Origin of the sequence: Paenibacillus sp. FSL K6-1566 (assembly GCF_038050475.1) — a bacterium.
In the GTDB taxonomy this organism is placed as follows: Bacteria; Bacillota; Bacilli; order Paenibacillales; family Paenibacillaceae; genus Paenibacillus_AQ; species Paenibacillus_AQ lactis.
The window spans coordinates 4,285,410-4,308,007 of the sequence record NZ_JBBOSR010000001.1; the positions used below are offsets into that span (position 1 = coordinate 4,285,410).

General features: G+C 52.9%; 21 protein-coding genes. All 21 read right to left on the reverse strand.

Annotated features, from left to right (window positions below; genetic code table 11):
• Positions 1–20: 20 nt before the first annotated feature.
• The gene (gene rimP / locus NST08_RS18815) at positions 21–482 is read right to left on the reverse strand and encodes a ribosome maturation factor RimP (RefSeq protein WP_213616422.1); all 462 of its coding nucleotides are present in this window, start codon (positions 480–482) and stop codon (positions 21–23) included.
• 197 nt (positions 483–679) lie between these two features.
• Positions 680–4,996: a PolC-type DNA polymerase III gene (locus tag NST08_RS18820; RefSeq protein ID WP_341342154.1), complete on the reverse strand. Its 4,317-nt coding sequence runs from the start codon at positions 4,994–4,996 to the stop codon at positions 680–682.
• 210 nt (positions 4,997–5,206) lie between these two features.
• Positions 5,207–6,664, reverse strand: coding sequence for a proline--tRNA ligase (gene proS / locus NST08_RS18825; RefSeq protein WP_007128716.1), 1,458 nt, complete (start codon positions 6,662–6,664; stop codon positions 5,207–5,209).
• 259 nt (positions 6,665–6,923) lie between these two features.
• Positions 6,924–8,198, reverse strand: a complete 1,275-nt coding sequence (gene rseP / locus NST08_RS18830) for an RIP metalloprotease RseP (protein WP_341342155.1) — start codon at positions 8,196–8,198, stop codon at positions 6,924–6,926.
• Between the two features lie 130 nt (positions 8,199–8,328).
• Positions 8,329–9,468 (reverse strand): 1-deoxy-D-xylulose-5-phosphate reductoisomerase, encoded by a 1,140-nt coding sequence (locus tag NST08_RS18835; RefSeq protein WP_341342156.1) that lies wholly within the window; start codon positions 9,466–9,468, stop codon positions 8,329–8,331.
• 20 nt (positions 9,469–9,488) lie between these two features.
• Positions 9,489–10,289: a phosphatidate cytidylyltransferase gene (locus tag NST08_RS18840; RefSeq protein ID WP_341342157.1), complete on the reverse strand. Its 801-nt coding sequence runs from the start codon at positions 10,287–10,289 to the stop codon at positions 9,489–9,491.
• Positions 10,290–10,309: 20 nt separating this feature from the next.
• Positions 10,310–11,077 carry an isoprenyl transferase gene (locus NST08_RS18845; protein WP_007128720.1) on the reverse strand — a complete coding sequence of 256 codons (768 nt, stop codon included), beginning with the start codon at positions 11,075–11,077 and terminating at the stop codon, positions 10,310–10,312.
• A gap of 71 nt (positions 11,078–11,148) precedes the next feature.
• Positions 11,149–11,703, reverse strand: coding sequence for a ribosome recycling factor (frr, locus tag NST08_RS18850; RefSeq protein WP_007128721.1), 555 nt, complete (start codon positions 11,701–11,703; stop codon positions 11,149–11,151).
• Positions 11,703–12,431, reverse strand: a complete 729-nt coding sequence (gene pyrH, locus NST08_RS18855) for a UMP kinase (RefSeq protein ID WP_028405670.1) — start codon at positions 12,429–12,431, stop codon at positions 11,703–11,705. The genes frr and pyrH overlap by 1 nt, the downstream gene beginning before the upstream one ends.
• 281 nt (positions 12,432–12,712) lie before the next feature.
• Positions 12,713–13,363 (reverse strand): translation elongation factor Ts, encoded by a 651-nt coding sequence (gene tsf / locus NST08_RS18860; RefSeq protein WP_007128723.1) that lies wholly within the window; start codon positions 13,361–13,363, stop codon positions 12,713–12,715.
• Between the two features lie 237 nt (positions 13,364–13,600).
• Positions 13,601–14,299, reverse strand: coding sequence for a 30S ribosomal protein S2 (gene rpsB, locus NST08_RS18865; RefSeq protein ID WP_007128724.1), 699 nt, complete (start codon positions 14,297–14,299; stop codon positions 13,601–13,603).
• Positions 14,300–14,544: 245 nt separating this feature from the next.
• Positions 14,545–15,189: a hypothetical protein gene (locus NST08_RS18870; protein ID WP_341342158.1), complete on the reverse strand. Its 645-nt coding sequence runs from the start codon at positions 15,187–15,189 to the stop codon at positions 14,545–14,547.
• The gene (locus NST08_RS18875; protein WP_007128726.1) at positions 15,186–15,722 is read right to left on the reverse strand and encodes a DUF6115 domain-containing protein; all 537 of its coding nucleotides are present in this window, start codon (positions 15,720–15,722) and stop codon (positions 15,186–15,188) included. The genes NST08_RS18870 and NST08_RS18875 overlap by 4 nt, the downstream gene beginning before the upstream one ends.
• Before the next feature lie 67 nt (positions 15,723–15,789).
• Positions 15,790–16,104: a hypothetical protein gene (locus NST08_RS18880; protein ID WP_007128727.1), complete on the reverse strand. Its 315-nt coding sequence runs from the start codon at positions 16,102–16,104 to the stop codon at positions 15,790–15,792.
• Between the two features lie 94 nt (positions 16,105–16,198).
• Positions 16,199–17,608 carry a DUF342 domain-containing protein gene (locus NST08_RS18885; protein ID WP_341342159.1) on the reverse strand — a complete coding sequence of 470 codons (1,410 nt, stop codon included), beginning with the start codon at positions 17,606–17,608 and terminating at the stop codon, positions 16,199–16,201.
• 31 nt (positions 17,609–17,639) lie between these two features.
• On the reverse strand, positions 17,640–18,428 hold the full coding sequence (locus tag NST08_RS18890) for a FliA/WhiG family RNA polymerase sigma factor (protein ID WP_007128729.1): 789 nt from the start codon (positions 18,426–18,428) through the stop codon (positions 17,640–17,642).
• Between the two features lie 15 nt (positions 18,429–18,443).
• A complete protein-coding gene (locus NST08_RS18895) occupies positions 18,444–18,863 on the reverse strand; it encodes a hypothetical protein (RefSeq protein ID WP_251537183.1) in 420 nt (139 codons plus the stop codon).
• Positions 18,864–18,865: 2 nt separating this feature from the next.
• Complete coding sequence (locus NST08_RS18900) at positions 18,866–19,363, reverse strand: chemotaxis protein CheD (protein WP_028405671.1); 498 nt, start codon at positions 19,361–19,363, stop codon at positions 18,866–18,868.
• Positions 19,356–19,982 (reverse strand): chemotaxis protein CheC, encoded by a 627-nt coding sequence (locus tag NST08_RS18905; protein WP_007128732.1) that lies wholly within the window; start codon positions 19,980–19,982, stop codon positions 19,356–19,358. The genes NST08_RS18900 and NST08_RS18905 overlap by 8 nt, the downstream gene beginning before the upstream one ends.
• Before the next feature lie 2 nt (positions 19,983–19,984).
• Positions 19,985–20,446 carry a chemotaxis protein CheW gene (locus NST08_RS18910; protein ID WP_007128733.1) on the reverse strand — a complete coding sequence of 154 codons (462 nt, stop codon included), beginning with the start codon at positions 20,444–20,446 and terminating at the stop codon, positions 19,985–19,987.
• 54 nt (positions 20,447–20,500) lie between these two features.
• A complete protein-coding gene (locus NST08_RS18915) occupies positions 20,501–22,582 on the reverse strand; it encodes a chemotaxis protein CheA (protein ID WP_341342160.1) in 2,082 nt (693 codons plus the stop codon).
• Positions 22,583–22,598 lie beyond the last annotated feature (16 nt).

Below are 22,598 nucleotides of genomic sequence, written 5' to 3' on the forward strand. Positions count from 1 at the left end.
CCCCCTTTCAAAACTTCCGTCTAAAAAATGATGGCCAATCTGGCGCTGGCTACTTTTGCATATGGAATAACGTGCTGTTTCTTGCCCGTTTGAATAACAAGCTCTTCTTGCTCGAAGGACTCCAGCTTGCCCTCGAATTCCTTCAGCCCGTCGACCGGCTCGTATACCGTAACGAATACGTTCTTGCCGACAGCCTTGGCGACGTCCTCCTTCTTCTTAAGCGGACGTTCGGCGCCCGGAGAGGAAACCTCGAGAAAATAAGCGGTCGGAATCGGATCGTTCTCATCCAGCTTCTGGCTCAGATATTCGCTGATTACTCCGCAATCGTCAATATCAATGCCGCCTTCTTTATCTACAAACACACGCAGGAACCAGCTGCTTCCTTCCTTTACGTATTCCACATCGACCAGTTCGAAGCCGTGTTCATCCAGATACGGCTGCACCATTTCTTCCACAGTCGTTTTAATCTTTGATGTGCTCAAAGAACATAACCTCCAAGTTGATTTCCTATATACCAAAGAGTAAAGAGTGGGTTGCCCCACTCTTTACACAACGGTTTTATCTCCATGATTACCAAAAAAATTATAACATAGTCTGGTAATAGTGACAAGTATGACTCCTTGACTGTCAAGGAAGCCTCCTGAGCAGCAACGGGCCCGCCCTGAGAGATATGAAGAAATCAGAATAATGAGAGCTGATTGCTCTCCGGCAAACCGCGGAAGCAGCCCATCTGGGTCAGAAGTTCCACCGCCGTCTTACTCGCCTTGGACTTCTGCTGGAAATCTTCTATCGATAAAAACTCGCCGAATTCGCGCGCGGCCGCAATGTTGCGGGCGGCGTTTTCGCCGATACCGGCCAAGGCCGAGAACGGCGGGATGAGCGAATTTCCGTCAACCGTAAATTTCGTTGCATCCGAACGATAAAGATCGATGCTCTTGAAGGTAAAGCCTCTGGCCGTCATTTCCAGCGCCATTTCCAGGATCGGCAGCATGCCTTTCTCCTTCGCGCTGGCTCCGAAGCCGAGCTGCTCGATCTCCTCGATTCGGCGGTAAATCGCCTCATATCCTTGACAGCACAGCTCAATATCAATATCCTCGGCGCGGACCGAGAAGTACGTCGCATAGTATTCGATCGGATAATACAGCTTGAAATACGCGGTACGCACTGCCGAGATAACATATGCAGCCGCGTGGGCTTTCGGGAACATGTACTGGATTTTGAGACAGGAGTCAATGTACCACTGAGGCACCTTGCATCGCTTCATCTCGTCGATCCATTCCTGGGTAAGCCCCTTACCCTTCCGCACGCTCTCCGTAATCTTGAAGGCGAGGCTTGCATCCATCCCGGCCTTGTAGATCAGGAACAGCATGATATCGTCACGACAGCCGATAACCGTCTTGATGTTGCATGTGCCGTTCTTGATAAGCTCCTGCGCATTGCCGAGCCATACGCCGGTACCGTGTGAGAGGCCGGAAATTTGCAGCAGGTCGGCAAAGCTGGACGGCTGGGATTCCACAAGCATCTGCCGTACGAACTTGGTTCCCATTTCCGGAACGCCGTAGGTCGCCACCGGAGAACGGATTTGCTCCGGGGTTACCCCGAGCGCTTCCGTGGAGTTGAACATGCTCATTACCTTCGGATCATTCATCGGAATCGTCGTCGGATCGACGCCGGTCAGATCCTGCAGCATCCTCATCATCGTCGGATCATCGTGTCCCAGAATATCAAGCTTCAGCAGGTTCGCATCAAAGGCGTGGTAATCGAAATGCGTGGTCTTCCATTCGGCGTTGACATCGTCGGCCGGATACTGAACCGGGGTGATATCCTCCACCTCGATATAGTCCGGGACAACGACGATACCGCCGGGATGCTGACCGGTGCTTCGTTTCACGCCGGTACAGCCAGCGGCTAGCCGGTTCAGCTCCGCACCACGCCAACGCTTGTTATGATGCTCCTCATATTTCTTCGCAAAGCCAAACGCCGTCTTCTCGGCGACGGTACCGATCGTCCCCGCCCGAAACACGCTCTTCTCGCCGAACATTTCCTTCGTAAAGTTATGGGCATGCGGCTGATATTCCCCCGAGAAGTTCAAGTCGATATCGGGAACCTTGTCCCCTTTGAAGCCGAGGAACGTCTCAAACGGAATATCCTGTCCTTCGCCTTTCATCATGTTGCCGCAGTTCGGGCAAGCCTTGTCCGGCAAGTCGAAGCCGCTCGGCACGCTGCCGTCGAGGAACCACTCGCTGTGCTTGCACTCTTTGTTCAGGCAGATGTAATGCGCCGGCAGCGGGTTAACCTCGGAAATGCCGAGGAAGGTGGCAACGACCGAAGAGCCGACGGATCCCCGTGAGCCGACCAAGTATCCGTCGCGGTTCGATTTTTTTACCAGGCGCTCGGAGATCAGATAGTTCGCGGAGAAGCCGTATTTGATAATCGGCTCAAGCTCCTTCTCCAGCCGGGCTACGACAACCTCCGGCAGATCGTCCCCGTAAATCGACCGTGCTGTCTCATAGCAGGTGTTGCGGATCTCTTCGTCCGCTCCTTCCAGGATCGGAGTGAACAGCTTATCCGGGAACAGCTCCAGCTCTTCGAACCGGTCTGCCAGCTCCGACGTATTGGTTACGACGACTTCATAAGCCTTATCCTCGCCCAAGAACTCGAATTCCTCCAGCATCTCCTCCGTTGTCCGGAAATGCGCATCAGGCTTGCGCATATCCTTCAGCGGACTGAATCCGGTAATACCATGGATCGTAATGTCCCTGAACAGCTTGTCCCGCGGTTCCAGATAGTGCACGTTACCTGTGGCGATCACCGGCTTGTTCAGCTTCTCGCCGATCCGCACCACTTTGGATATGGCCGTCTTGATTTCTTCGGGACTGCCGACCAGGCCTTTATCCACCAAATGCATATACATCGTCAGCGGCTGGATCTCCAGCACATCATAGAAGGCCGCAATTTCTTCCGCTTCTTCCTCGGTCTTGTTGAGCACCGTCTCGAAAAACTCGCCCTTTTCGCAACCGGACAATACAAGCAAGCCTTCGCGCATCTCCTGAAGCTTGGATTTCGGTATGCAAGGCACGCGCTTAAAATACTCCGTATGCGACATCGACACCAGCTTGTACAGATTCTTCTTGCCCGTCATGTTCAAGGCATAAATGCCGCAGTGGAACGGACGCGCATTGGACAGGTCCATGCCGACGTAGTCGTTCAGCCGGTCCAGCATCTTGATCCCCTTCATTTTGTCCGCGTCCGCAAGCAGTCCGTTCAGGATGCCCGCGAGTGCAACGGTATCATCGATCGCACGGTGATGGCTTTCGAGCGCAACCTTGTATTTATCGGCAAGCGTGTTGAGCCGGTGGTTTTTCATCCCCGGATGCAAAAGCCGCGCAAGCTCCAGGGTATCCAGATACGGGTTGTCCAGTGTGTCCATGCCGGCATTTTGCAGCGATGCCTGAATGAAGCCCACGTCGAACCTTGCATTGTGCGCGACAAGCACCGCGTCCCCAACGAATTCGACGAACTCCTTCAGAACCGGTTCAAGCTCCGGCGCGTCCCTTACCATATCATCGTTGATGTTTGTCAATTGCTGAATATGGTACGGTATCCGCTCATGCGGATTGACGAATGTCGCGTACCGGTCGATTTCCTTGCCCTCATGCATTTTGACGGCGGCCAGCTCGATAATTTTGTTCGCGGTTATCGACAGACCCGTTGTCTCGATATCGAAGACGACGTAGGTTGCGCTGCTCAGCTCGATCGGCTTCGCCTGCTCCACGATATTCACCGCATCGTTAACGACGTTCGCCTCGAGTCCGTAAATCATCTTGATCCCGTTCTTCTTCGCATGCTTCGCCGCGTCGGGATAGCACTGTACACCGCCATGATCGCTGACGGCAATCGCCTTATGTCCCCAGCTCGCCGCCGTTTTGATATAGCGGTCGATCGGCGTAACGGCATCCATCGTGCTCATGGTCGTGTGGAGATGGAATTCGACCCGCTTTTCAGGCGCATTATCCTTCCGCGATGGCGGAGCTTTCACCTCGGACAAATCCGTAGGAATCATGACCAGCTCCGGCACCTGCATGAACCGGTCATATTCCACCCGGCCTCTGGCCTTAACCCATTTGCCGTCGGCAAGCAGGCTCAACACTTTCAGATCATCCTTCGTCTTGGCAAACATCTTCATCTGCAAGGAATCGCTGAAATCGGTCAAATTGAAGGTGAACAGCGTGCTGCCGTTTCGCAGTTCCTTTCGGTCCAAGCCAAAGATTGTACCTTGGATCGTAATCTTCTTCTCCTCGTCCTGGATATCCTGGATAGATACCGGCTGGTCCTTTATGTCGTAGCCGACCTGCAGCCGGTCCGGAGCCTCATCCTCGTCACCGGCATCCATCTCGGCTTCCAGGCTGCTCATGAGCTGCTCGATAACCTCCCGCTCTTCCTGCCGCTTGCGCTGCTCAAATTCCTCATAGGCAGCCTGCCCATTATCGCCGACCTGCATTTTAACGCGGAGCTGCAGATCGAAGTAATGGCTGAAGAAGCGGGTGATGGCCGTATCGATTTGCTTCTTCCGGGCAAGCTCGAGCGACATGCCGTCCGACATCGTCAGCAGCAGCTGCCCGTCCTCCACCTCGTGCCGGGCTCGGGTCATCCAGCCGTTAACGGATGGAATCTCACGGTGTACCCACTCCAGGAACAAATTCCAGTACTCCTGCACAATGTCGGCAGCCTGCACATTGCCCTGATACCGGAATACAAATACGATGCGGGCAATATGATTCATCTTCTCCTGTATTCTCAGGCAGAAGGTCCGATACACCTCGGCGGGAACGAGCGTCTCCTTCAGGATCGTAATCTTCCACTCCTTGCTCGCCCGGCTCGTCTCCACCTGCTCGATGATACCGTCCAAGAAATAGGGTTCCACCAGATTGGCCGGAACTTCGCCCTGCTTCATCAGCAGTTCAAGCCGTTTCCTTTTATCTTCTGCTGTGCCCATGGTTCCCTCCCCCTAAGTTTTCACGCGAATTGCTTATAAAAACAGTAGAAGCTTCCGCCGGCAGCATCCACACGTCCTGCCTCGAAACAGAGCGATGGGTCTACTGCCATCCGGAAGCTTACTCCAGACGCACATATTCCGGGTACAGGAGAACGAAGAAGCAATCTGCAGCCCTCCTCCCTCTACCCGGAATATCAAATTATCGGTATATTAATACGCTCTGGCAAACAGTACGGTATGCTTCGCATCATCACCGCAAACGAGACATTTCGTCTTCGTCTCGCCCGGCTCAAAAGGTATGTTCCGGCTGGTCGCCCCGGTCTCCTGCTTTACGGTATCCTCGCAAGCCTCGGAGCCGCACCAACCCGCCAGGGTAAATCCGCGCTTCTCTTCCATGCTCGCCTTCATCTCGTCCAGTGTATCCACCGAATAGAAATGATCCTCGCGGAACTGCTTCGCGCGGTTATACATTTCTTGATGCACCTGCTCCAGCATGCTCTGAACCTCTTGGACCAGATTGGCCTGCTCGACGACTTTCTTCTCGCCGGTGATTCGGGATACCAGCACGCAAACCCCGTTTTCCATATCACGAGGTCCGATCTCCAGTCGCACCGGAACGCCGCGCATTTCATACTCATTAAACTTCCAGCCCGGGCGCACATCCGGATTATCGTCCACACGAACCCGGATACCGGCCGCTTTCAATTCACGGTAGAGCTCATCCGTACGGCCAACCACGGCATCACGAGTCTTCGGAGGACCGATCGGAATCATAATGACCTGAGTCGGCGCAACCTTCGGCGGGAGCACCAATCCTCGGTCATCCCCGTGAACCATGATCAAGGAGCCGATCAGACGCGTGCTGACGCCCCAAGATGTGGTGTGGGCATACTCCAGCGTATTTTCGCGGTTCAAATACTGAATCTCGAAGGCCTCCGCAAAATTGGTGCCCATATAATGGGATGTCCCTGCCTGGACAGCTCGTCCGTCCTTCATCATAGCTTCGATGGAGAACGTGTCGACGGCTCCGGCGAATTTCTCCGATGGCGTCTTCTGTCCTTTAATCACCGGAATAGCCAAATAGTTCTCAACAAAATCCTGGTAGATGTCCAGCATTTGCATCGTTTCTTCCCGAGCCTCGGCTTCGGTTTCATGAGCCGTGTGGCCCTCCTGCCACAGGAATTCGCTTGTACGGAGGAACGGCAGCGTTCGCTTCTCCCAACGTACCACGTTCGCCCACTGGTTGATCTTCACCGGAAGATCGCGATAGGATTGAATCCATTTGGAGTACATATGCCCGAACATCGTTTCGGACGTCGGCCGAATCGCCAGACGTTCCTCCAGCTTTTCTCCTGCCGCCTCGGTTACCCATGGCAGCTCCGGATTGAAGCCTTCTACATGCTCTTTCTCTTTCTGGAAGAAGCTTTCCGGAATGAACAGCGGGAAGTACGCATTGCGGTGCCCCGTTTCCTTGAAACGGCGATCCAGCTCCTCCTGGATATGCTCCCAAATTTCATAGCCGTCCGGCTTGAACACGATGCAGCCCCGGACCGGCGAATAATCCATCAGGTCCGCTTTTTTGATGACATCGATATACCAGCGGGAGAAGTCCTCTCCTTGCGGCGTGATCTCCGTCACGAATTGTTTATCCTTCGATTCCTTCGACATAAAAATCCTGTTCCTCCCATTATTAAAACGCTTCTTCGGGCGATTGTGCTGTAAGCCTGCTTCCGAATGCGGCGCTATTGGCGATATGTGTAAGCAGGCCCTGCGAATGACGGTTCGTATCACTCGTGCATTCGGGAAGAGGCCTGCCGGTAACGGAAAACCCCAGGAGGCTAAAGATCCGAGAGCTTCAGCGTAAAGCCGCTCCTATGCAAAGAGAGCTTACGGCTGATCGCTGCACGGGTACACCCCGCTGGATGTTTTATCCGTTGATTAAGCGAAGTATGTCATTGTACGTCACGGCAATCATCAGCAGAAACAGCATCGCAAAGCCGATAAAATGCACCATGCCTTCCCGGTTCGGATCAATCGGCTTCCCGCGCAATGCCTCTATGCCGAGGAACACGAGCCGGCTGCCGTCAAGCGCCGGAATCGGCAGCAGATTGAAGATGCCGAGATACAAGCTCAATATGGCCGCCCAATAGGTCAGCTGTTCAATTCCTTGCTTCGCGATCTGTCCGGTCACTTCGAATGTGCGGACCGGGCCTCCAAGATCATCCATCGAGAATTGCTGGATCAATTGCCTGAACCCTTGGAAAATAATGCTTGTCGTGTCTACCATCGCGGTACCCGCGCCCGTAATCGTCTCACCGATGCCTGCCGATCTGGTCGGAAGCTCAGGAACGATCCCGACCTTGCCGCCTTCCTGGCCTTCCATCGTGCGCGGCGTCAGTGTCAGCTCGAAGGATTCGTCGCCGCGGCGGACGGTCCAATCCATCGGCTTGTCCTTGGATGCCGCGATCAATTCGATCATTTTCTGATAATCCGAGCCGATGGCAACACCGTTAATGCTCTCGATGATGTCACCCTTCTTCAGGTTCGCCTCATCGGCCGGCATGCCTTTTGTAATCTCTCCGATCTGCACATAAGTCGGATTCTCGACCGGAATGCCCGCCATCTGAATATGCAGCGCGAACAGAACAAAAGCCAGAATAAAGTTCATCACCGGCCCGGCAAAGATGGCCAAGGCTCTCTGTCCGACCGTCTTGCTGCCGAACTGGCGGTCTCTTGGCGCGATCTGGGTCTCAATGCCTTTGGCCACGGTCATCGCCTGCGGGTGAATCTGGTACTGCTGATGCTCGCCGTCCACATCCAGCCGCACCGACAGCTGATCCACCATATCCATGAATTCGACCTCTCCGCGGATCACGTTCTTCCGGTTGTCGAGCTGGTCTAAATAAATCTTCTTTACCTGATTGTCCGAATTCAATCGGACCGCAATCGTCTGACCTGGATGAATTTCAACCAGTTCAGGGTCTTCGCCCGCCATGCGCGCATATCCGCCGAAAGGCAGCAGGCGAAGCGTAAACTGCGTTTCGTTGCGTTTATAAGAGAACAGCTTCGGTCCAAAGCCGATCGCAAATTCCCGTACCAAGATCCCCGCACGCCGGGCAAAGTAATAGTGCCCCCATTCATGCACTGTGACAATGACAAAAAACATGAGCACCGTTAAAAAAACGATCCGCAGCATTTCCAAATCCGTACATCCCCCTTTTCCTCTGAGAACGCAGTATGTCCCTATAGATTATCATTATTCTCCTGTCGTCCACAAGAGAATCACAAGCTGTCAGCTTTTTTCAAGGGAGATTATGATGTGACATCTGATCCTATAGTCTGGAAGCAAGCTCGCGCGCGGATTGATCGCTCGCTTCGATCGTTTCGAGCGTCGGCTCCAAATGGATCTCGTGCTGCTCAAGCACTTGCTCGATGATCTCTTCGATCCGAAGGAAGGAGATTTCCTTGCGCAGGAACCGGGCCACCGCCACCTCGTTGGCAGCATTGAATACGGTTGGCGCCGTCCCTCCCATTTTACCACATTCATAGGCAAGCCTTAAACACGGAAAGCGTTCAAAATCCATTTCTCGAAAATTCAGCCTGCCCGCTTCCGCCAACGAGAGCCTTGGTGCCGGAGAATTCCAGCGTTCCGGATACGTCAGGGCATACTGGATTGGCACTCTCATGTCCGGGTTGCCTAACTGCGCGATAATGCTGGAATCCCGAAACTCGACGAAGGAATGAATAATGCTCTCCGGATGAAGCAATACGGAAATCTGCTCGTAGGGAAGTCCATACAGCCAATGGGCTTCGATCACCTCAAGCCCCTTGTTGACCATCGTTGCCGAATCAATCGTGATCTTGGCCCCCATGGACCAATTCGGATGCTTCAATGCGTCCTCAACCGTTACGTTCACCAGCTGCTCCCGCGTGTAGTCGCGAAAGGATCCGCCGGATGCCGTTAACGTGATCCGCTCGATATCCTCGTACCGTTCCCCGTTCAAGCACTGGAATATGGCCGAATGCTCGCTGTCGATGGGGAGAAGCTTGACCCCTTTCGCCGCTGCCGCCGCAGTCACCAGATGCCCTGCCGTTACCAGCGTCTCCTTATTCGCAAGCCCGATGTTCTTCCCCGCTTCGATGGCCGCCAGGGTGGATGGGAGTCCCATGCTTCCCACGACCGCCGTGACCACCAGCTCGGCATCCGTTCCGGCGGCGATCTCGATCAAGCCTTCCCGCCCATAGAACACTTCCGTTCCGGCAGGCAGGGAATGCTTCACCAGGTCCGCGAGCTCCTTGGTTGCGACCGAAACTTTACGCGGCCCAAATTCCTTCGCCTGCTGAAGCAGCAGCTCCACGTTGCTCCCAGCAGCCAAACCTTCGATCTGAAACTGGTCCCGATGCATCCTGGCGACATCCAAAGTCTGTGTACCGATCGAGCCGGTAGACCCGAGAACGCTGATTTTCTTCATAAATACATCTTTCCTTTCCATCAGTAAGGCAGAAGGCCAAGCATATGTACGAACGGGAATACGACGATCCAGCTGTCGCAGCGATCCAGTATTCCGCCGTGCCCGGGCAGCAGGCTGCCTGAATCCTTGATGCCGTACACCCTCTTGTAGGCGGACTGCACCAGATCTCCCAGCTGACCGATGACGGTACAGGACAGACCGATCAGAACGGCTTGTCCGGCCGATAATAATCCATTCGAGAAAAAGGAAAAGATCAGGGATGTGAACACAGCGATGACGACACCGCCAAGTGCACCCTCGATCGTTTTGTTCGGACTGATGGAAGGCCACAGCTTATGCCGCCCTGCCGCCTTCCCGACAAAATAGGCCCCGGCATCGCTCGCCCAGATGGAGCCCAGCAGGAGGAACGTCCAAAAGATGCCGTGACCGTCCTCCGCATGCCGCGACTCGGCGATGAAGGAGAAGCCGATGCCGACATAGACTGCACCCAGGAACAGCAAAGCGACCCGCTGAATATCAATGGCATTCTTCGTGGTCACCGTTGCCAGCAGGAACAGCAGAAGCAGGAGCCATATCGCGTGTTCCCAAGGGAGCTGAACATCGATATTCAGCAAATTCCACGGGAACACCAGCAGCAGCACTCCTGCATAACCGATCCACGCCGTTCCACCGAACGGCGCCGTTTTCGTCATTTTCACAAACTCATAGTATCCGATGAGTGCCATGGCCAGGATAAGAAGATGGTACGACAGTCCACCGATGAAACATAATCCCAAAAAGACCGTGCCCGCTATAATTCCGGTAATCAATCGCTGCTTCAATATGACCCATCCTCCATCGGCTACGACAGTCCACCGTAGCGCCGTGTTCTATGTTGATAATCGGCAACTGCCGCGACCAAATGTTCTTTGGTAAACTCCGGCCAATAAATGTCGGTAAACCATAATTCGCTATAAGCAAGCTGCCAAAGCATGAAATTGCTCAAACGCAATTCCCCGCTCGTCCGAATAAGCAGATCCGGATCCGGCAAATCGCCTGTGAGGAGCCGCTGACCGATCAGTTCCTCGGTTATATCTTCAGGACGAAGAATTCCGTCACGCACTTCCTGCCCGAGCGCTTTAAAACTCTCGGTGATCTCTTTCCGGCTGCCGTAATTAAGCGCAAAATTCAGCACAAGCCCCGTGTTGTCCGCCGTTCTGGCAACGGCCTCTTCCATCGCGGACACCGTATGGGACGGCAGGTCCTCCGGATGCCCCATCATTCTGACCTGGACATTCTTCTCAATGAGCTCTTCCAGCTCAATGGCCAGGAACTCCTGGGGAAGCTTCATAAGAAAATCCACTTCCTCCTTCGGCCGAGTCCAGTTTTCCGTCGAAAAAGCATACATCGTCAATATTTTGATCCCTAAATCATCGGCGGCGATGGCCGCTCTTTTGACAGCCTTCATGCCGTTCTGGTGACCGACGATTCGCGGCATGCCGCGCCGTTTAGCCCAGCGTCCGTTACCGTCCATAATAATTGCCACATGATGAGGGATGTTGTCCGGAGAGAGCTGATGCGTCTGCTGACTGTCCTCCTGATTCAACCACGATCGAACCCGTTTGATCATTCCATTTCCTCCAGGCTTCTTTCTGCAAAAAAGAGACAAACCCCACCATAACCGGAGGGGCCGCAAGTCTCTTACACTTCCATAATCTCTTTTTCTTTGGCAACGAGGACTTTGTCGACTTCCGCGATAAATTTATCCGTCGTTTTCTGGATATCTTCCTGATGTCTCCGGGACTCGTCCTCGGAAATATCCGTTTTCTCCATCTTTTTGATGTCATCGTTGGCATCACGGCGAATGTTGCGGATGGCCACTTTCGCTTCCTCGCCGAATTTCTTGGTCATTTTGACCAATTCGCTTCTGCGCTCTTCCGTGAGTGCAGGAATCACCAGGCGGATTTGCATGCCGTCGTTCGCCGGCGTCAATCCGAGATCCGATTTCATGATCGCCTTTTCGATATCTGCCAAAGACGACTTATCCCAAGGCTGAATCATCAGTGTCCGGGAATCCGGCGTGCTGATGTTTGCCAGTTGGTTGATCGGCGTAGGCGCTCCGTAGTACTCAACCGTAATCCGGTCGAGAAGGGCTGGCGCTGCCCGTCCTGCGCGCAGCGTAGCCAGATCGCGTCTCAAAGCCAAAATCGCTTTTTCCATGCGTTCTTCTGCGTTCTTTTTCACTGATTGCGGCATTAATCTACACTCCCTTTGACAATCGTTCCGATTTTCTCACCCAGAACGACACGCTTGATATTGCCTTGCTCCGTTATGGCGAATACGATGAGCGGAATGTTGTTGTCCATACATAACGATGAAGCTGTAGAGTCCATTACCCCAAGGTTTTTGTTCAATACATCAAGATACGTAAGCTGCTCGTATTTCTCAGCAGTTTCATCCTTAAATGGATCAGCGGAATACACTCCGTCCACTTTGTTCTTAGCCATCAAAATCACTTCTGCTTCGATTTCCGCTGCGCGAAGCGCTGCAGTCGTATCGGTGGAGAAGTATGGGTTACCCGTTCCCGCCGCGAAAATAACGACACGGCCTTTTTCCAGATGTCTTATCGCTCTGCGACGAATATACGGTTCTGCAATTTGCTGCATGGAGATGGATGTTTGCACACGGGTCGGCACTCCGATTTGCTCCAATGCATCCTGAAGCGCCAGGGAATTCATCACGGTTGCGAGCATCCCCATATAATCCGCAGTCGCTCGGTCGATCCCGTTCGCGCTGCCGGCAATGCCGCGCCAGATGTTTCCGCCGCCGCAGACGATGGCCACTTCCACACCAAGCTCTACGACATCGCGAACCTGCTCTGCGATTGAACCGATCGTATCCGCATCAATTCCATATCCGTTCTGACCTGCAAGGGATTCCCCGCTAACTTTCAATATGACTCGTTTATATACAGGCTGTTCCAAATGATAACCCTCCACTTTAAGACGGCGCCTCGTTGTACAGACGCCCGTTTGAAAAACGACAGACAGACACACCGGCACTGCTTGACGGTTAAAAAAATCGGGTAAACACATCCGTCTCAAGTAGAAACATCCTGGTCGTCTAATCAGACTATAGTCGGTTCTCTCTAACGAGATAAGGGTAGTCTCTACTCCGGGCTGCATCGCATTCTTATCTCTCTTTAAAAAAGAAGGAACACGGGTGTGTTCCACTCTTTCCTCTTACTTATATTAGCTCATTCGAATTAATTATTCACCTGAGCCATAACTTCTTCTGCGAAGTTTTCTTGTTTCTTCTCAAGGCCTTCGCCCAGCTCGAAGCGAGCAAAACGACGGATCGAGATGTTCTCGCCGATCGTGCTGATTTTCTCGTTCAGCAGCGTATTGATGGTTTTGTCCGGATCCTTAATGAATGCCTGCTCCATCAAGCAGTTCTCTTCATAGTATTTGTTGATGCGGCCTTCAACCATTTTTTCAACGATTTTCTCAGGCTTGCCTTCGTTCAGCGCTTGGTTCTTGAGAATTTCCTTCTCTTTCTCAAGCTCCTCAGCAGGAACTTCCTCGCGTCGAACATATTTAGGGTTTGCTGCAGCGATGTGCATTGCGATATCGCGGGCAAACTCTTTGAATTGATCGGTCTTGCCGACGAAGTCGGTTTCGCAGTTGATTTCAACGAGAACGCCGATGCGTCCGCCGCCGTGGATGTAGGATTCTACAACACCTTCAGTTGCGATACGACCTGCTTTATTCGCAGCTGCCGCCAAACCTTTTTCGCGAAGAACCGCGATCGCTTTATCGATATCACCGTTTGTTTCGTCCAGCGCTTTTTTGCAATCCAGCATGCCTGCGCCTGTTCTTTCGCGAAGTTCTTTTACCGCACTAGCTGTTACTGCCATTTCAATTCCCTCCAAATTGGTATTGATGAAGCGGTAGCCTCGGTCAAGGTTTTATTCGCCGGAAACGGCGAGGTCCAACCCCAAAGGCCGCTTCGCCTTCTAAGTATTCATCATTTGCAAAATCATCTTTAGATATCAGACTCTTATGTACTGACATCTTAAAAAAAGGGCGGTGAGAGGTTATCCACCTACCAACCACCCTTTTCATTTAATTCATGGTTATACGTTTAATCCCGATTAAGCGGTTGTTTCTTCGCCTTGGTGAGCTTCAACAACAGCGTCGGCCATTTTGCCAGTCAGCAATTTAACCGCACGGATCGCGTCATCGTTACCTGGGATTACGTAGTCGATTTCATCCGGATCACAGTTCGTATCCACGATGCCTACGATTGGGATACCCAATTTGCGGGCTTCCGCAACAGCGATGCGCTCTTTGCGAGGGTCGATTACGAACAATGCGCTTGGAAGACCCTTCATGTTCTTGATGCCGCCCAGGAATTTCTCAAGACGATCTTTCTCTTTGCGGAGAAGGATAACTTCTTTCTTAGGCAGCACTTGGAACGTGCCGTCTTCTTCCCAAGATTCGAGCTGCTTCAAGCGGTTGATACGCTTCTGGATCGTTTCGAAGTTTGTCAGCGTTCCGCCGAGCCAGCGTTGGTTGATGTAGTACATACCGCAACGCTCTGCTTCTTCCTTAACGGAATCTTGAGCTTGCTTCTTCGTGCCGACGAACAGGATGGTTCCGTTCTCAGCAGCAATGCTTTTCACAAAGTTGAATGCTTCTTCAACTTTCTTGACCGTTTTTTGCAGGTCGATAATGTAGATACCGTTTCTTTCAGTGAAGATATATTTATCCATTTTCGGGTTCCAGCGACGAGTCTGGTGACCGAAGTGAACGCCAGCTTCCAAAAGCTGCTTCATGGAGATTACTGCCATCTTCACGCACCTCCTAAATTTGGTTTTTGTGTGTCCCTCCGCCAAGATCATTTCCCGTCAAGACTCCCGCTCTTCGCAGAAGCACCCTTTACGGAATCACTCTGGCGTGTGTTTTAACACCGTCAATTACTATAACATAACCGAAGGCAGGTTGCAATGTCTTTTGTGCATGTCCTAAACGGCCCATTTCACCCCTAAATAAGGCCCGGTTATGACTTCAAAAAAAACCGTTCGCAACCAGAAGTCTAGTTGGACGGTTTTGCCGTTATTTTCGTTATGATCGAGCCGTAATCCTCGCCCGCCGTGAACGTGTACGTTCCGCTCTGGATAAAGCGGTTAATCCTCTTCTCGGTTGCTTTGTCGATGAATCCCTGCCTGTCCTTGATCACCCCGGCTGCAAGCAGACTGTCGGCCACATCGCTGAGGTTGTTGCCGGCAGGCACGCGGACGGTTATCGGAGCATTGGCTTTAGCCGGCGCCTTGGGCTCCGAAGGTGCTGCTGCTTGCTGCATCTCCTTGGTCTTTGCGGCTTCAGGCTGATCCGGCTGTTTAGGCTGCTTCGGCGTCTTTCGCTTATCCGTCCCGGTATTGTCAGCCGGTTCCGAAGGCTTGTCTTGTTCATCAGCCTTAGGCTGCTCCCCGCCCTCAGACGTTTCCTCGCTAAGCTGCTTCTGCTTCCACTGCTCAGCGGTCATAAGCTCCTCGGATTTGTCCAGCACTTGCATATCCATTGCTTCGGCCGCAACCTGCAGCTCTTCCTTCGTCAGCTCTCCGGTCAATGAGGCTTTGGTCAGCTGTGCCCCTTGGCCGATCAGCATAAGCTGAAGCAGCACGGCTCCTGCCACGATGCCGAGGCCCAGTCCCATCATGAAGGTTCGGTTCCTGATCATACGGATTCCTCCTGTCTGGCCAGTTGAATAATCAGCTGAACCTCGCCGCGCTGCATACCCGAAGCCTTGGCAATCATATCGATCGATTTACCCTGATCATACCATTCGAACAGTTCGGCGTATCGCTCCTTGATTGAAGGCATATGCGGCTCCGCCTCCCTATTCGAAGCAGCGCCCGCCTGGCGATCTTCCGTCACCGATGACAGCACCTTCGCAAGCTGGTCCTCCGCAGCGCGGAGCCTGTCTTCGGATGCGGCTGCCTTCCTCTCCAATTCCACGATCCTTGCGCTCCATTGCTCCGCCTGCTCCTGCTGCTCGATCAGCTTGGCGCTCTGTTCTTCCTTCATCTTCCGGATCAGCTCTACCAGCTGCTCGTTCTCCTGCTGGATTTCGGCCATGTATCCTTCGAGCGTAGCCTCGACTTCCTTCACCAGCTGTTCCCCGGATGCGCTCTCCTCCCGGCGTTTAGGCAGCATGAACGCATACAGTACGGCCGCTGCGCCCAGCAAAACGATGTATATCCATGGATACAAAACGATTAACTCCTTTGTGTACTTAATATAAGAGGCTGTTCAAAAAGACCGACTCCTCGAACTCCCACTATAATGAGATATCCAAGTTTCTTCCTTTATAGGGATGCTCAGCCGGATGCTCGGCAGCCTCCTTCGATTCGTCGCCGTCCGCGCTCTGGCCTTGCTGTCCTTGGGACCGGCGGCTGCCATCATCGCGCACCGCGGTTTCAGACGACTCGCTGACCTCGGCGCTCCGCTTGGCTTCGGCCCGGCTGTTCTTGATCTGCTCGCCAGCAAGCAGATTTTGGTCATTTTGCGGACGCTGCTGAAGTTCATTATGCAATTTTCCAGCCTCATTCGTTCTCGGTACGGCAATTTGCATTTCGACAGATTTCAAACTCAAGTGAAGATCACCTCATTATAATAGGATCATTCCCACATGCATCTGCTCGATAACTACATAGGCCTTATGCACAGCTCTCCTCTGCGAAAAGCTCCTACAATAACGGCACCATCGTGACATCTCCCTCATGATAGTAAAAAGAAACCCGCTGCGTGGGATCCTTGATGAAGCGGGTATACCGGCCGATCACAATTTTGGCTCCGCCGTATATGGTCTTGACGACGTTAACCCTCGCTTTTCCGGTATCCTCCAGCGTCTTTTCGATTTCCAGCATCCGTTCCTTAATTGCCGTCTGTTCCGCCATATTGGACTTTCTCGTTGCATTCAGCTTGATCCGCATCGCCATCTTGTCCGGAGACAGTTGGCCGGTCGACGCCAATTGATTCAGCAAATAAAGCGCTTTATCCGTCTTGTCCACACTTTCGATCAACTGCTTCAGCTGTGCGCGAAGCTCGGCCAATTCGTTGCGCAGGTCTGGAAGCACACCGACCTCGATGACGGTCGCCGTTGACATGCTATTGCCGACAGTTCGTGCGACGACCATCTCTCCGGCTTGCAAAACGCCGCCGACGACCAAGCCTTTCGTTCCATTGCATTCGATATTCCGACCCGCGCGGATGTTGGAGTGCATAATGCTCTGGGAAACGATCACGTTCGCTCCGGCAATGACATTTCCGTCCTGGATAAAGGAGCTCTTCACATCCTGGCCGGCCTTGACGTATCCTTTGTTATAGCCGATAATGCCGCCGGAAATATCGATCGAGCCCTCTGCATCAAGCTCGGCGCCTTCCACAAAACCCGTCACCCGGATATCGCCGGCCGCCTTGATTCGAAATCCGGTCAGGACATTTCCGCGGACAACGACCGTTCCGACAAAGTCGATATTGCCGATGCTGTAATCGACGTCCCCATTAATTTCGTATACCGGAAACACGTTGATTTTTCCCTTGTCGGTCCTTGTAAGCAGACCATCGATCGCCGCATACATCGCCGTTTTCTCCGCGTTTACCACTACGTTTTTACCGATCTTGAAATGAGCTTCCTTTCCCGGCTTGCTCGGGATCTCTTCACCGGTGACCATCGTCCCGGGCTCTCCCTTTGTCGGTGGGACTCGGGTCGCCAGCAGCTGGCCCTTCTTTACATTATTTAAACGAATGATTTCTTTATAATCGACTTTGCCGTCCTCAATCTCGAGCGGCTTTACATGGGTCTGCCCTCCGAAATCGACGGTGAATTCAATTCTTCCGTTCTGTCCGTGTACAGGCTCCGTTCCGATGGCTATCGGCGTTCTGCTGTATTGATATTCCTCCGCATGACCGGCGATGCGCTGCAGGATATCCCGCTGGATCCCGTAACGAATGCCATGACTTCGCAAGAACTGCTCCAGCGCTTCAATCGAGCAGGAGAACCCGTCCTCCCATTTCGTGAACTGAATATAGGCGATAACCTTGTCATCCGAAAACGTGACGCTCATGTACTGATCCAATGCATAATCTAGAGACAATCCAGCCAACCCCCTTCCTAAATGGCAAGCGTCAATCGTTTTGCATCAGCAAATCCCGATCTTTATCAAGCGCGCCCCGTAGTCTCATTATCGCCTTGGAGTGAAGCTGTGAAATACGCGATGGTGATAACGACATCACTTCAGCGATTTCACTAAGTGATAAGTCCTCATAATATAATAATGAAACGACGGTTCTTTCCTTTGGGGTTAATTTACTGATCCCTTTCTTCAGCGCTTCCCGCAGGTAAAATTCATGCACCTTATGATCCGGATTTTTTGCTTTCTCATCAACCAGAACCGACATGCGTGTCTCCGACTCCTCCTCGCGAATCGGATCCTCCAGCGATGTCAGCGTCATCACCGCCACCTCCTGCAGCATGTGCCGAAATTCCTTCTCGGACACCTCCAGGTAGCTGCTCATCTCCGAATCGCTAACGCTGCGCAAATACTTTTGTTCAAGTTGCTGGTACGCAGTTTCGATCTTCTTCGCCTTCTCTCGGACGGAACGAGGCACCCAATCCCCCTGGCGAAGCGAATCAAGGATTGCGCCCCGAACCCGCCAGGAGGCATAGGTTTCGAACTGCAGACCGCGCTTGTAGTCGAATTTCTCGATGGCATCGATCAGCCCCATAACGCCGTTGCTGGCGAGATCTCCCTTCGAGACGTTCTTGGGAAGGCCGATGGCCAAGCGGCTTGAAACATAGTCAACGATGTGCAAATGATTTTCGATTAATTTCTTTTTCGCTTCCGGGTCCCCATCTTCCTTCCATGCACTCCATAAATCCGCATGATTCAGCATTGTAGCCTTACGTTCGTCCAATTGCCTTCACCCTCCTTATTTTTCCGCAAGGTGACGAACGGCCTTGGCCAGTTCCTCGGGATCTTTAGTTGAGACCAGCTTGGGCGGGTTGAGCGGAACGAATCCGCCCTTGCCTTTGCTGCCGTTTTCGGAGTGGATCATATCCATCAGCTCCTCATCTTCGTCCGGCGTAGCCAGATCAAGGACGGCCCCTCGTTCATCCTCTTGAGCCGTTCCGGTATCGGCGCTCTTCCCTGCCTTCGGGCTGTGTCCGTTTCGGCCGGCGATGATGTCCAGCAGCCCTTTCAATAAGAACGCCAGCACAAACCAGATCACGAAGGCGAGGAACGCCCGGGCCATACTGGTTGTCCATAGATTGTTGCGTATGGAAAAAATAAAAGTGAAAATAAATCCGGCAATTCCCGATAGGATATAAAAACGCAGTTTTTCCATCATCTCTACAGTTCCTTTATGCCCTTTTGTACACTTCGCACGGTAAATTTCCCCGTCGAACAGTCCAGTTCCACGGTTCTTCCGTAATTTTCTCCAGTATCCTCCGCAATGAGGGCAATGCCCATCTGCTGGAGTCCCTCTTTGCACGATTCGACATTCCGAGGGCCGATCCGCATGGTATCGCCGGCTCCGGCAAAGGAGAACATTTGCGCGCCGCCGGCCATTTTTGCAACCAACCTGGCTTGAACGGCGCCCAGTTCCTTCATTTTGTTCAGAAGGACCGGAAGGGCCGTGTCCGCATACTTCGCCAGATTCAGCTGACCCTCCCTGGCAATCGAGGAGGACGGAAGCATGATATGGGCCAGCCCCCCGATCTTCGCAACCGGATCATACAAGGTCAGTCCGACGCAGGAGCCAAGCCCGGTCGTGCGCAATATGCCGTTTGGACCTGCGACGTTCAGATCCGCCATGGCCACCTTCACGATGCTTTGCTCATCAATCATGCTCTAAAGGCACTCCCAAGGCTTCGAATATTTGCGCGAACGAAGGTGGATCGGGTATGAGAAAAAACTGGCCTTCCACTTCATTCTGTCCCTCTAGAAACGTCGTGTTGATCAAGAGCGCATCGTCTCCCATTTCTCCGAATTGAAGGAGTCCGTAGCTTAATATGGCGCCCGCCATGTCCATGGCCAGTCCCGGAACGGTCGGCGTCATGGATAAATTGGTAAAATCCGCAAGCGAGGAAAGATAGGAACCGGCCAGGATGTTGCCGATTTCGCACAATGCCGACAGCTCCATCTCGGAGAATTGTTCGTCCTCCGACACTTCGATGCCCGCCAGGTTCTGGAGCAGATTTTTTCCCGCTTCAGGGCTCATGATAAAGAACAGATTGCCCGGTGCGCTGCCTTCCACCCGCAGGAAGACGGCCAGCACCACTTGCTCGCTGCCGCCCACGCTTTCCGCGATTTCTTTAAAAGGAAGCAGCTGCACTTTCGGTACGGCCATATCGATGGGCTTGTCCAGCAAGCGGGACAATGCCGTTGCAGCATTCCCCGCACCGATGTTCCCCACTTCCTTCAGCACATCCATCTTGACTTCCCTGCCATACTTAAACAGCTCCACGATTAATCCTCAAGGCCTTCAAGCTGAATAATTTCGCTCTTGTTCAGCACTTCGGACAGATTCAGCATGACCAGAAGGCGCTCCTCTCCTACCCGCGCGACGCCGCGAAGATATTTCGCTTTAATCCCGCCGACAACTTCTGGCGGTGAATCGATGTCGTCGGTATTAAGGTCGATGACGTCGCTGGCGGAATCGACGATAAAGCCGACCTGCATATCGCTGACCGCAACGATGATGATCCGGGTTTGATCGGTCGGCTCCACCTCAGCCAATCCGAAGCGCCCCCGCAGATCAATAACCGGGATGACTACGCCGCGAAGGTTGATCACACCTTTTACAAAAGCGTAGGTTTTCGGTACGCGCGTAATCGGCATCATCCGTTCAATCGTTTGAACCTTATCCACCTCAATGCCGTATTCCTCAGTGCCGAGCTTAAAGACGATAACCTTGATTTCTTCTCCCATGACTGAATCCTCCTTTAAATTATGTGGCCTGCCGCTATACGAATGAAACTTGTTTTACTTAATGAACGCATTCGCATCGATAATAAGAGCAACTTGTCCGTCGCCGAGGATCGTTGCCCCGGAAATTCCTTGAATCGCCGGCAAGTATTTGCCCAGATTTTTAATAACGATTTCGCTTTGGCCGATAAAATCATCGATCGCGAGCGCGGCTAGACGATCGCCTTTTCGAATCACGACAATTTCGGTTTCTTCTTCCTGCTCATCATCGAAATCCGGCACCTCGAACACCTTGCTGAGCGAAATAATCGGTATCATCGAATCGCGGAAGTGAACCATGCGGCTGCCGTGCACATTTTTGACGTGGCCGCGTTTGATGACAGCCGTTTCCACGATGGATGACAGCGGGATCGCATATTTCTCGGAGCCCATCTTGATCAGCATGGCTGCGATGATCGACAATGTCAGCGGAAGCTGTACAGAGAAGTTGGTTCCTTTCCCAGGGGTCGAATAGATGGTCACGTTGCCGCCAAGCGAAACGATCTTGGATTTGACGACGTCAAGCCCTACTCCGCGGCCCGATACGTCGGATATTTTCTCCGCCGTGCTGAATCCCGGAGCAAAGAGCAGCTGATGCACTTCTTCATCCGACATCGACTCCGCTTCGGACTCGGTAACCACACCCTTCTTGAGCGCATTCTGCAAGATCTTCTCACGGTAAATGCCCCGGCCGTCATCCTCAATCTCAATGAATACGTTGTTGCCGCTGTGGAAGGCCCGCAGATGGACCGTTCCGGTTTCCGGCTTGCCGGCGGCTATCCGGTCCGCGACAGGCTCGATGCCATGGTCAGCCGAGTTGCGCAGCAGGTGGACCAGCGGATCGCCGATTTCGTCGATAACGGTCCGATCCAGCTCCGTATCGGCCCCGGTGATAATGAGATCGATTTTTTTATCCAGTGTTTTCGCAAGGTCCCGGACCATCCGCGGAAAGCGGTTGAAAACTGTATCCACGGGAACCATGCGCAGCTTCAGCACGATATTTTGAAGATCGCTGCTGACCCGGCTCATATGCTCGACAGTATCGGTAAGCTCCTGGTTCTGGGCCTCGCTCGCCAATTGCTCAAGCCGTACCCGGTCAATAAGCAGCTCGCTGAACAGGTTCATCAGGACGTCCAGCCGTTCAATGTCCACGCGGATCGTTCGGGACGGGTTCGCCCCGCCGCTTCGGGCAAGAGCCTTCGCTTCCTTGGCGGCTGCAGGGGTGCTCTTCGACTCGGGTGCCGAAGGTGCCGAAGCTGCCGCAGCAGGCTGCTGCGCTTCCGGCTTGACGGTTTCGAGTGCTGCCGCAGCTTGTTGTACCATTTGCTGGAGCGTTTCATGATCCAGTGAGACAACCTGGGCTGTCTCGATTTCAGAAACGCCGAGGATTTGGCTCTCAATGTCCGCGGCTTCCCGCTGTGTTATGTAGTACAACGAAAATACGCGATCGAATTCACCTTGCTCAATGTCTTGAACGTCCGGATGCGTCTTTACGATTTCTCCGGATCTTTCCAGCGCCTCGAATACCATGTAGGCCCGAACCGCTTTAAGCTGGCAATCCTCGCGCAGGGTCACTTGTATATAGAGAACCTTATGGCCTTCCGAAATGGATTGTTCAAGCACCGAATACTGAAACTCGTCCAGCGTGATTCCGGGTTGGGAAGCCGATCCTTGATCAGCGCCTTGACCCTCTCCGGTTTGCGCTTGTTGCGCCGGGTTCTCTCCCCGGACGATGGACTGAAGAGCGGCCACAATCGAAGACACATCCGATTTGCCGTCACCTCCGGACGTAATATCCTGCACCATCGATTCAAGCGCGTCCAAGCTTTTGAAGAGCGTGTCGAAGATATAATCCTGCATCGTAAGCTTTTCATTCCGAACGAGGTCCAGCACATTTTCCATCTGGTGCGTTAACGAGGCGAGATCTTCGAAGCCCATCGTTGCGGCCATGCCTTTTAACGTGTGCGCCGACCGGAAAATCACTTGCACGATTCCCAAGTCGTCCGGATTGTTTTCTAATTGCAGCATGTTTTCATTTAATGATTGCAGATGATCATTTGACTCATCAATAAACATTGTCAAATATTGATTCATGTCCATTGAGAGACACCTCCTC

Bases quoted from the DNA above. Each gene is read 5' to 3' on its own strand.
- NST08_RS18910 (WP_007128733.1), bottom strand. From the start codon at position 20,446: ATGGGAGAAGAAATCAAGGTTATCGTCTTTAAGCTCGGCACTGAGGAA.
- NST08_RS18895 (WP_251537183.1), bottom strand. From the start codon at position 18,863: ATGATGGAAAAACTGCGTTTTTATATCCTATCGGGAATTGCCGGATTT.
- frr (WP_007128721.1), bottom strand. From the start codon at position 11,703: ATGCCGCAATCAGTGAAAAAGAACGCAGAAGAACGCATGGAAAAAGCG.
- NST08_RS18820 (WP_341342154.1), bottom strand. From the start codon at position 4,996: ATGGGCACAGCAGAAGATAAAAGGAAACGGCTTGAACTGCTGATGAAG.
- proS (WP_007128716.1), bottom strand. From the start codon at position 6,664: ATGTCGAAGGAATCGAAGGATAAACAATTCGTGACGGAGATCACGCCG.
- NST08_RS18915 (WP_341342160.1), bottom strand. From the start codon at position 22,582: ATGGACATGAATCAATATTTGACAATGTTTATTGATGAGTCAAATGAT.
- tsf (WP_007128723.1), bottom strand. From the start codon at position 13,363: ATGGCAGTAACAGCTAGTGCGGTAAAAGAACTTCGCGAAAGAACAGGC.
- NST08_RS18835 (WP_341342156.1), bottom strand. From the start codon at position 9,468: ATGAAGAAAATCAGCGTTCTCGGGTCTACCGGCTCGATCGGTACACAG.
- NST08_RS18870 (WP_341342158.1), bottom strand. From the start codon at position 15,189: ATGATCAGGAACCGAACCTTCATGATGGGACTGGGCCTCGGCATCGTG.
- rpsB (WP_007128724.1), bottom strand. From the start codon at position 14,299: ATGGCAGTAATCTCCATGAAGCAGCTTTTGGAAGCTGGCGTTCACTTC.
- NST08_RS18845 (WP_007128720.1), bottom strand. From the start codon at position 11,077: ATGATCAAACGGGTTCGATCGTGGTTGAATCAGGAGGACAGTCAGCAG.
- NST08_RS18900 (WP_028405671.1), bottom strand. From the start codon at position 19,363: ATGATTGATGAGCAAAGCATCGTGAAGGTGGCCATGGCGGATCTGAAC.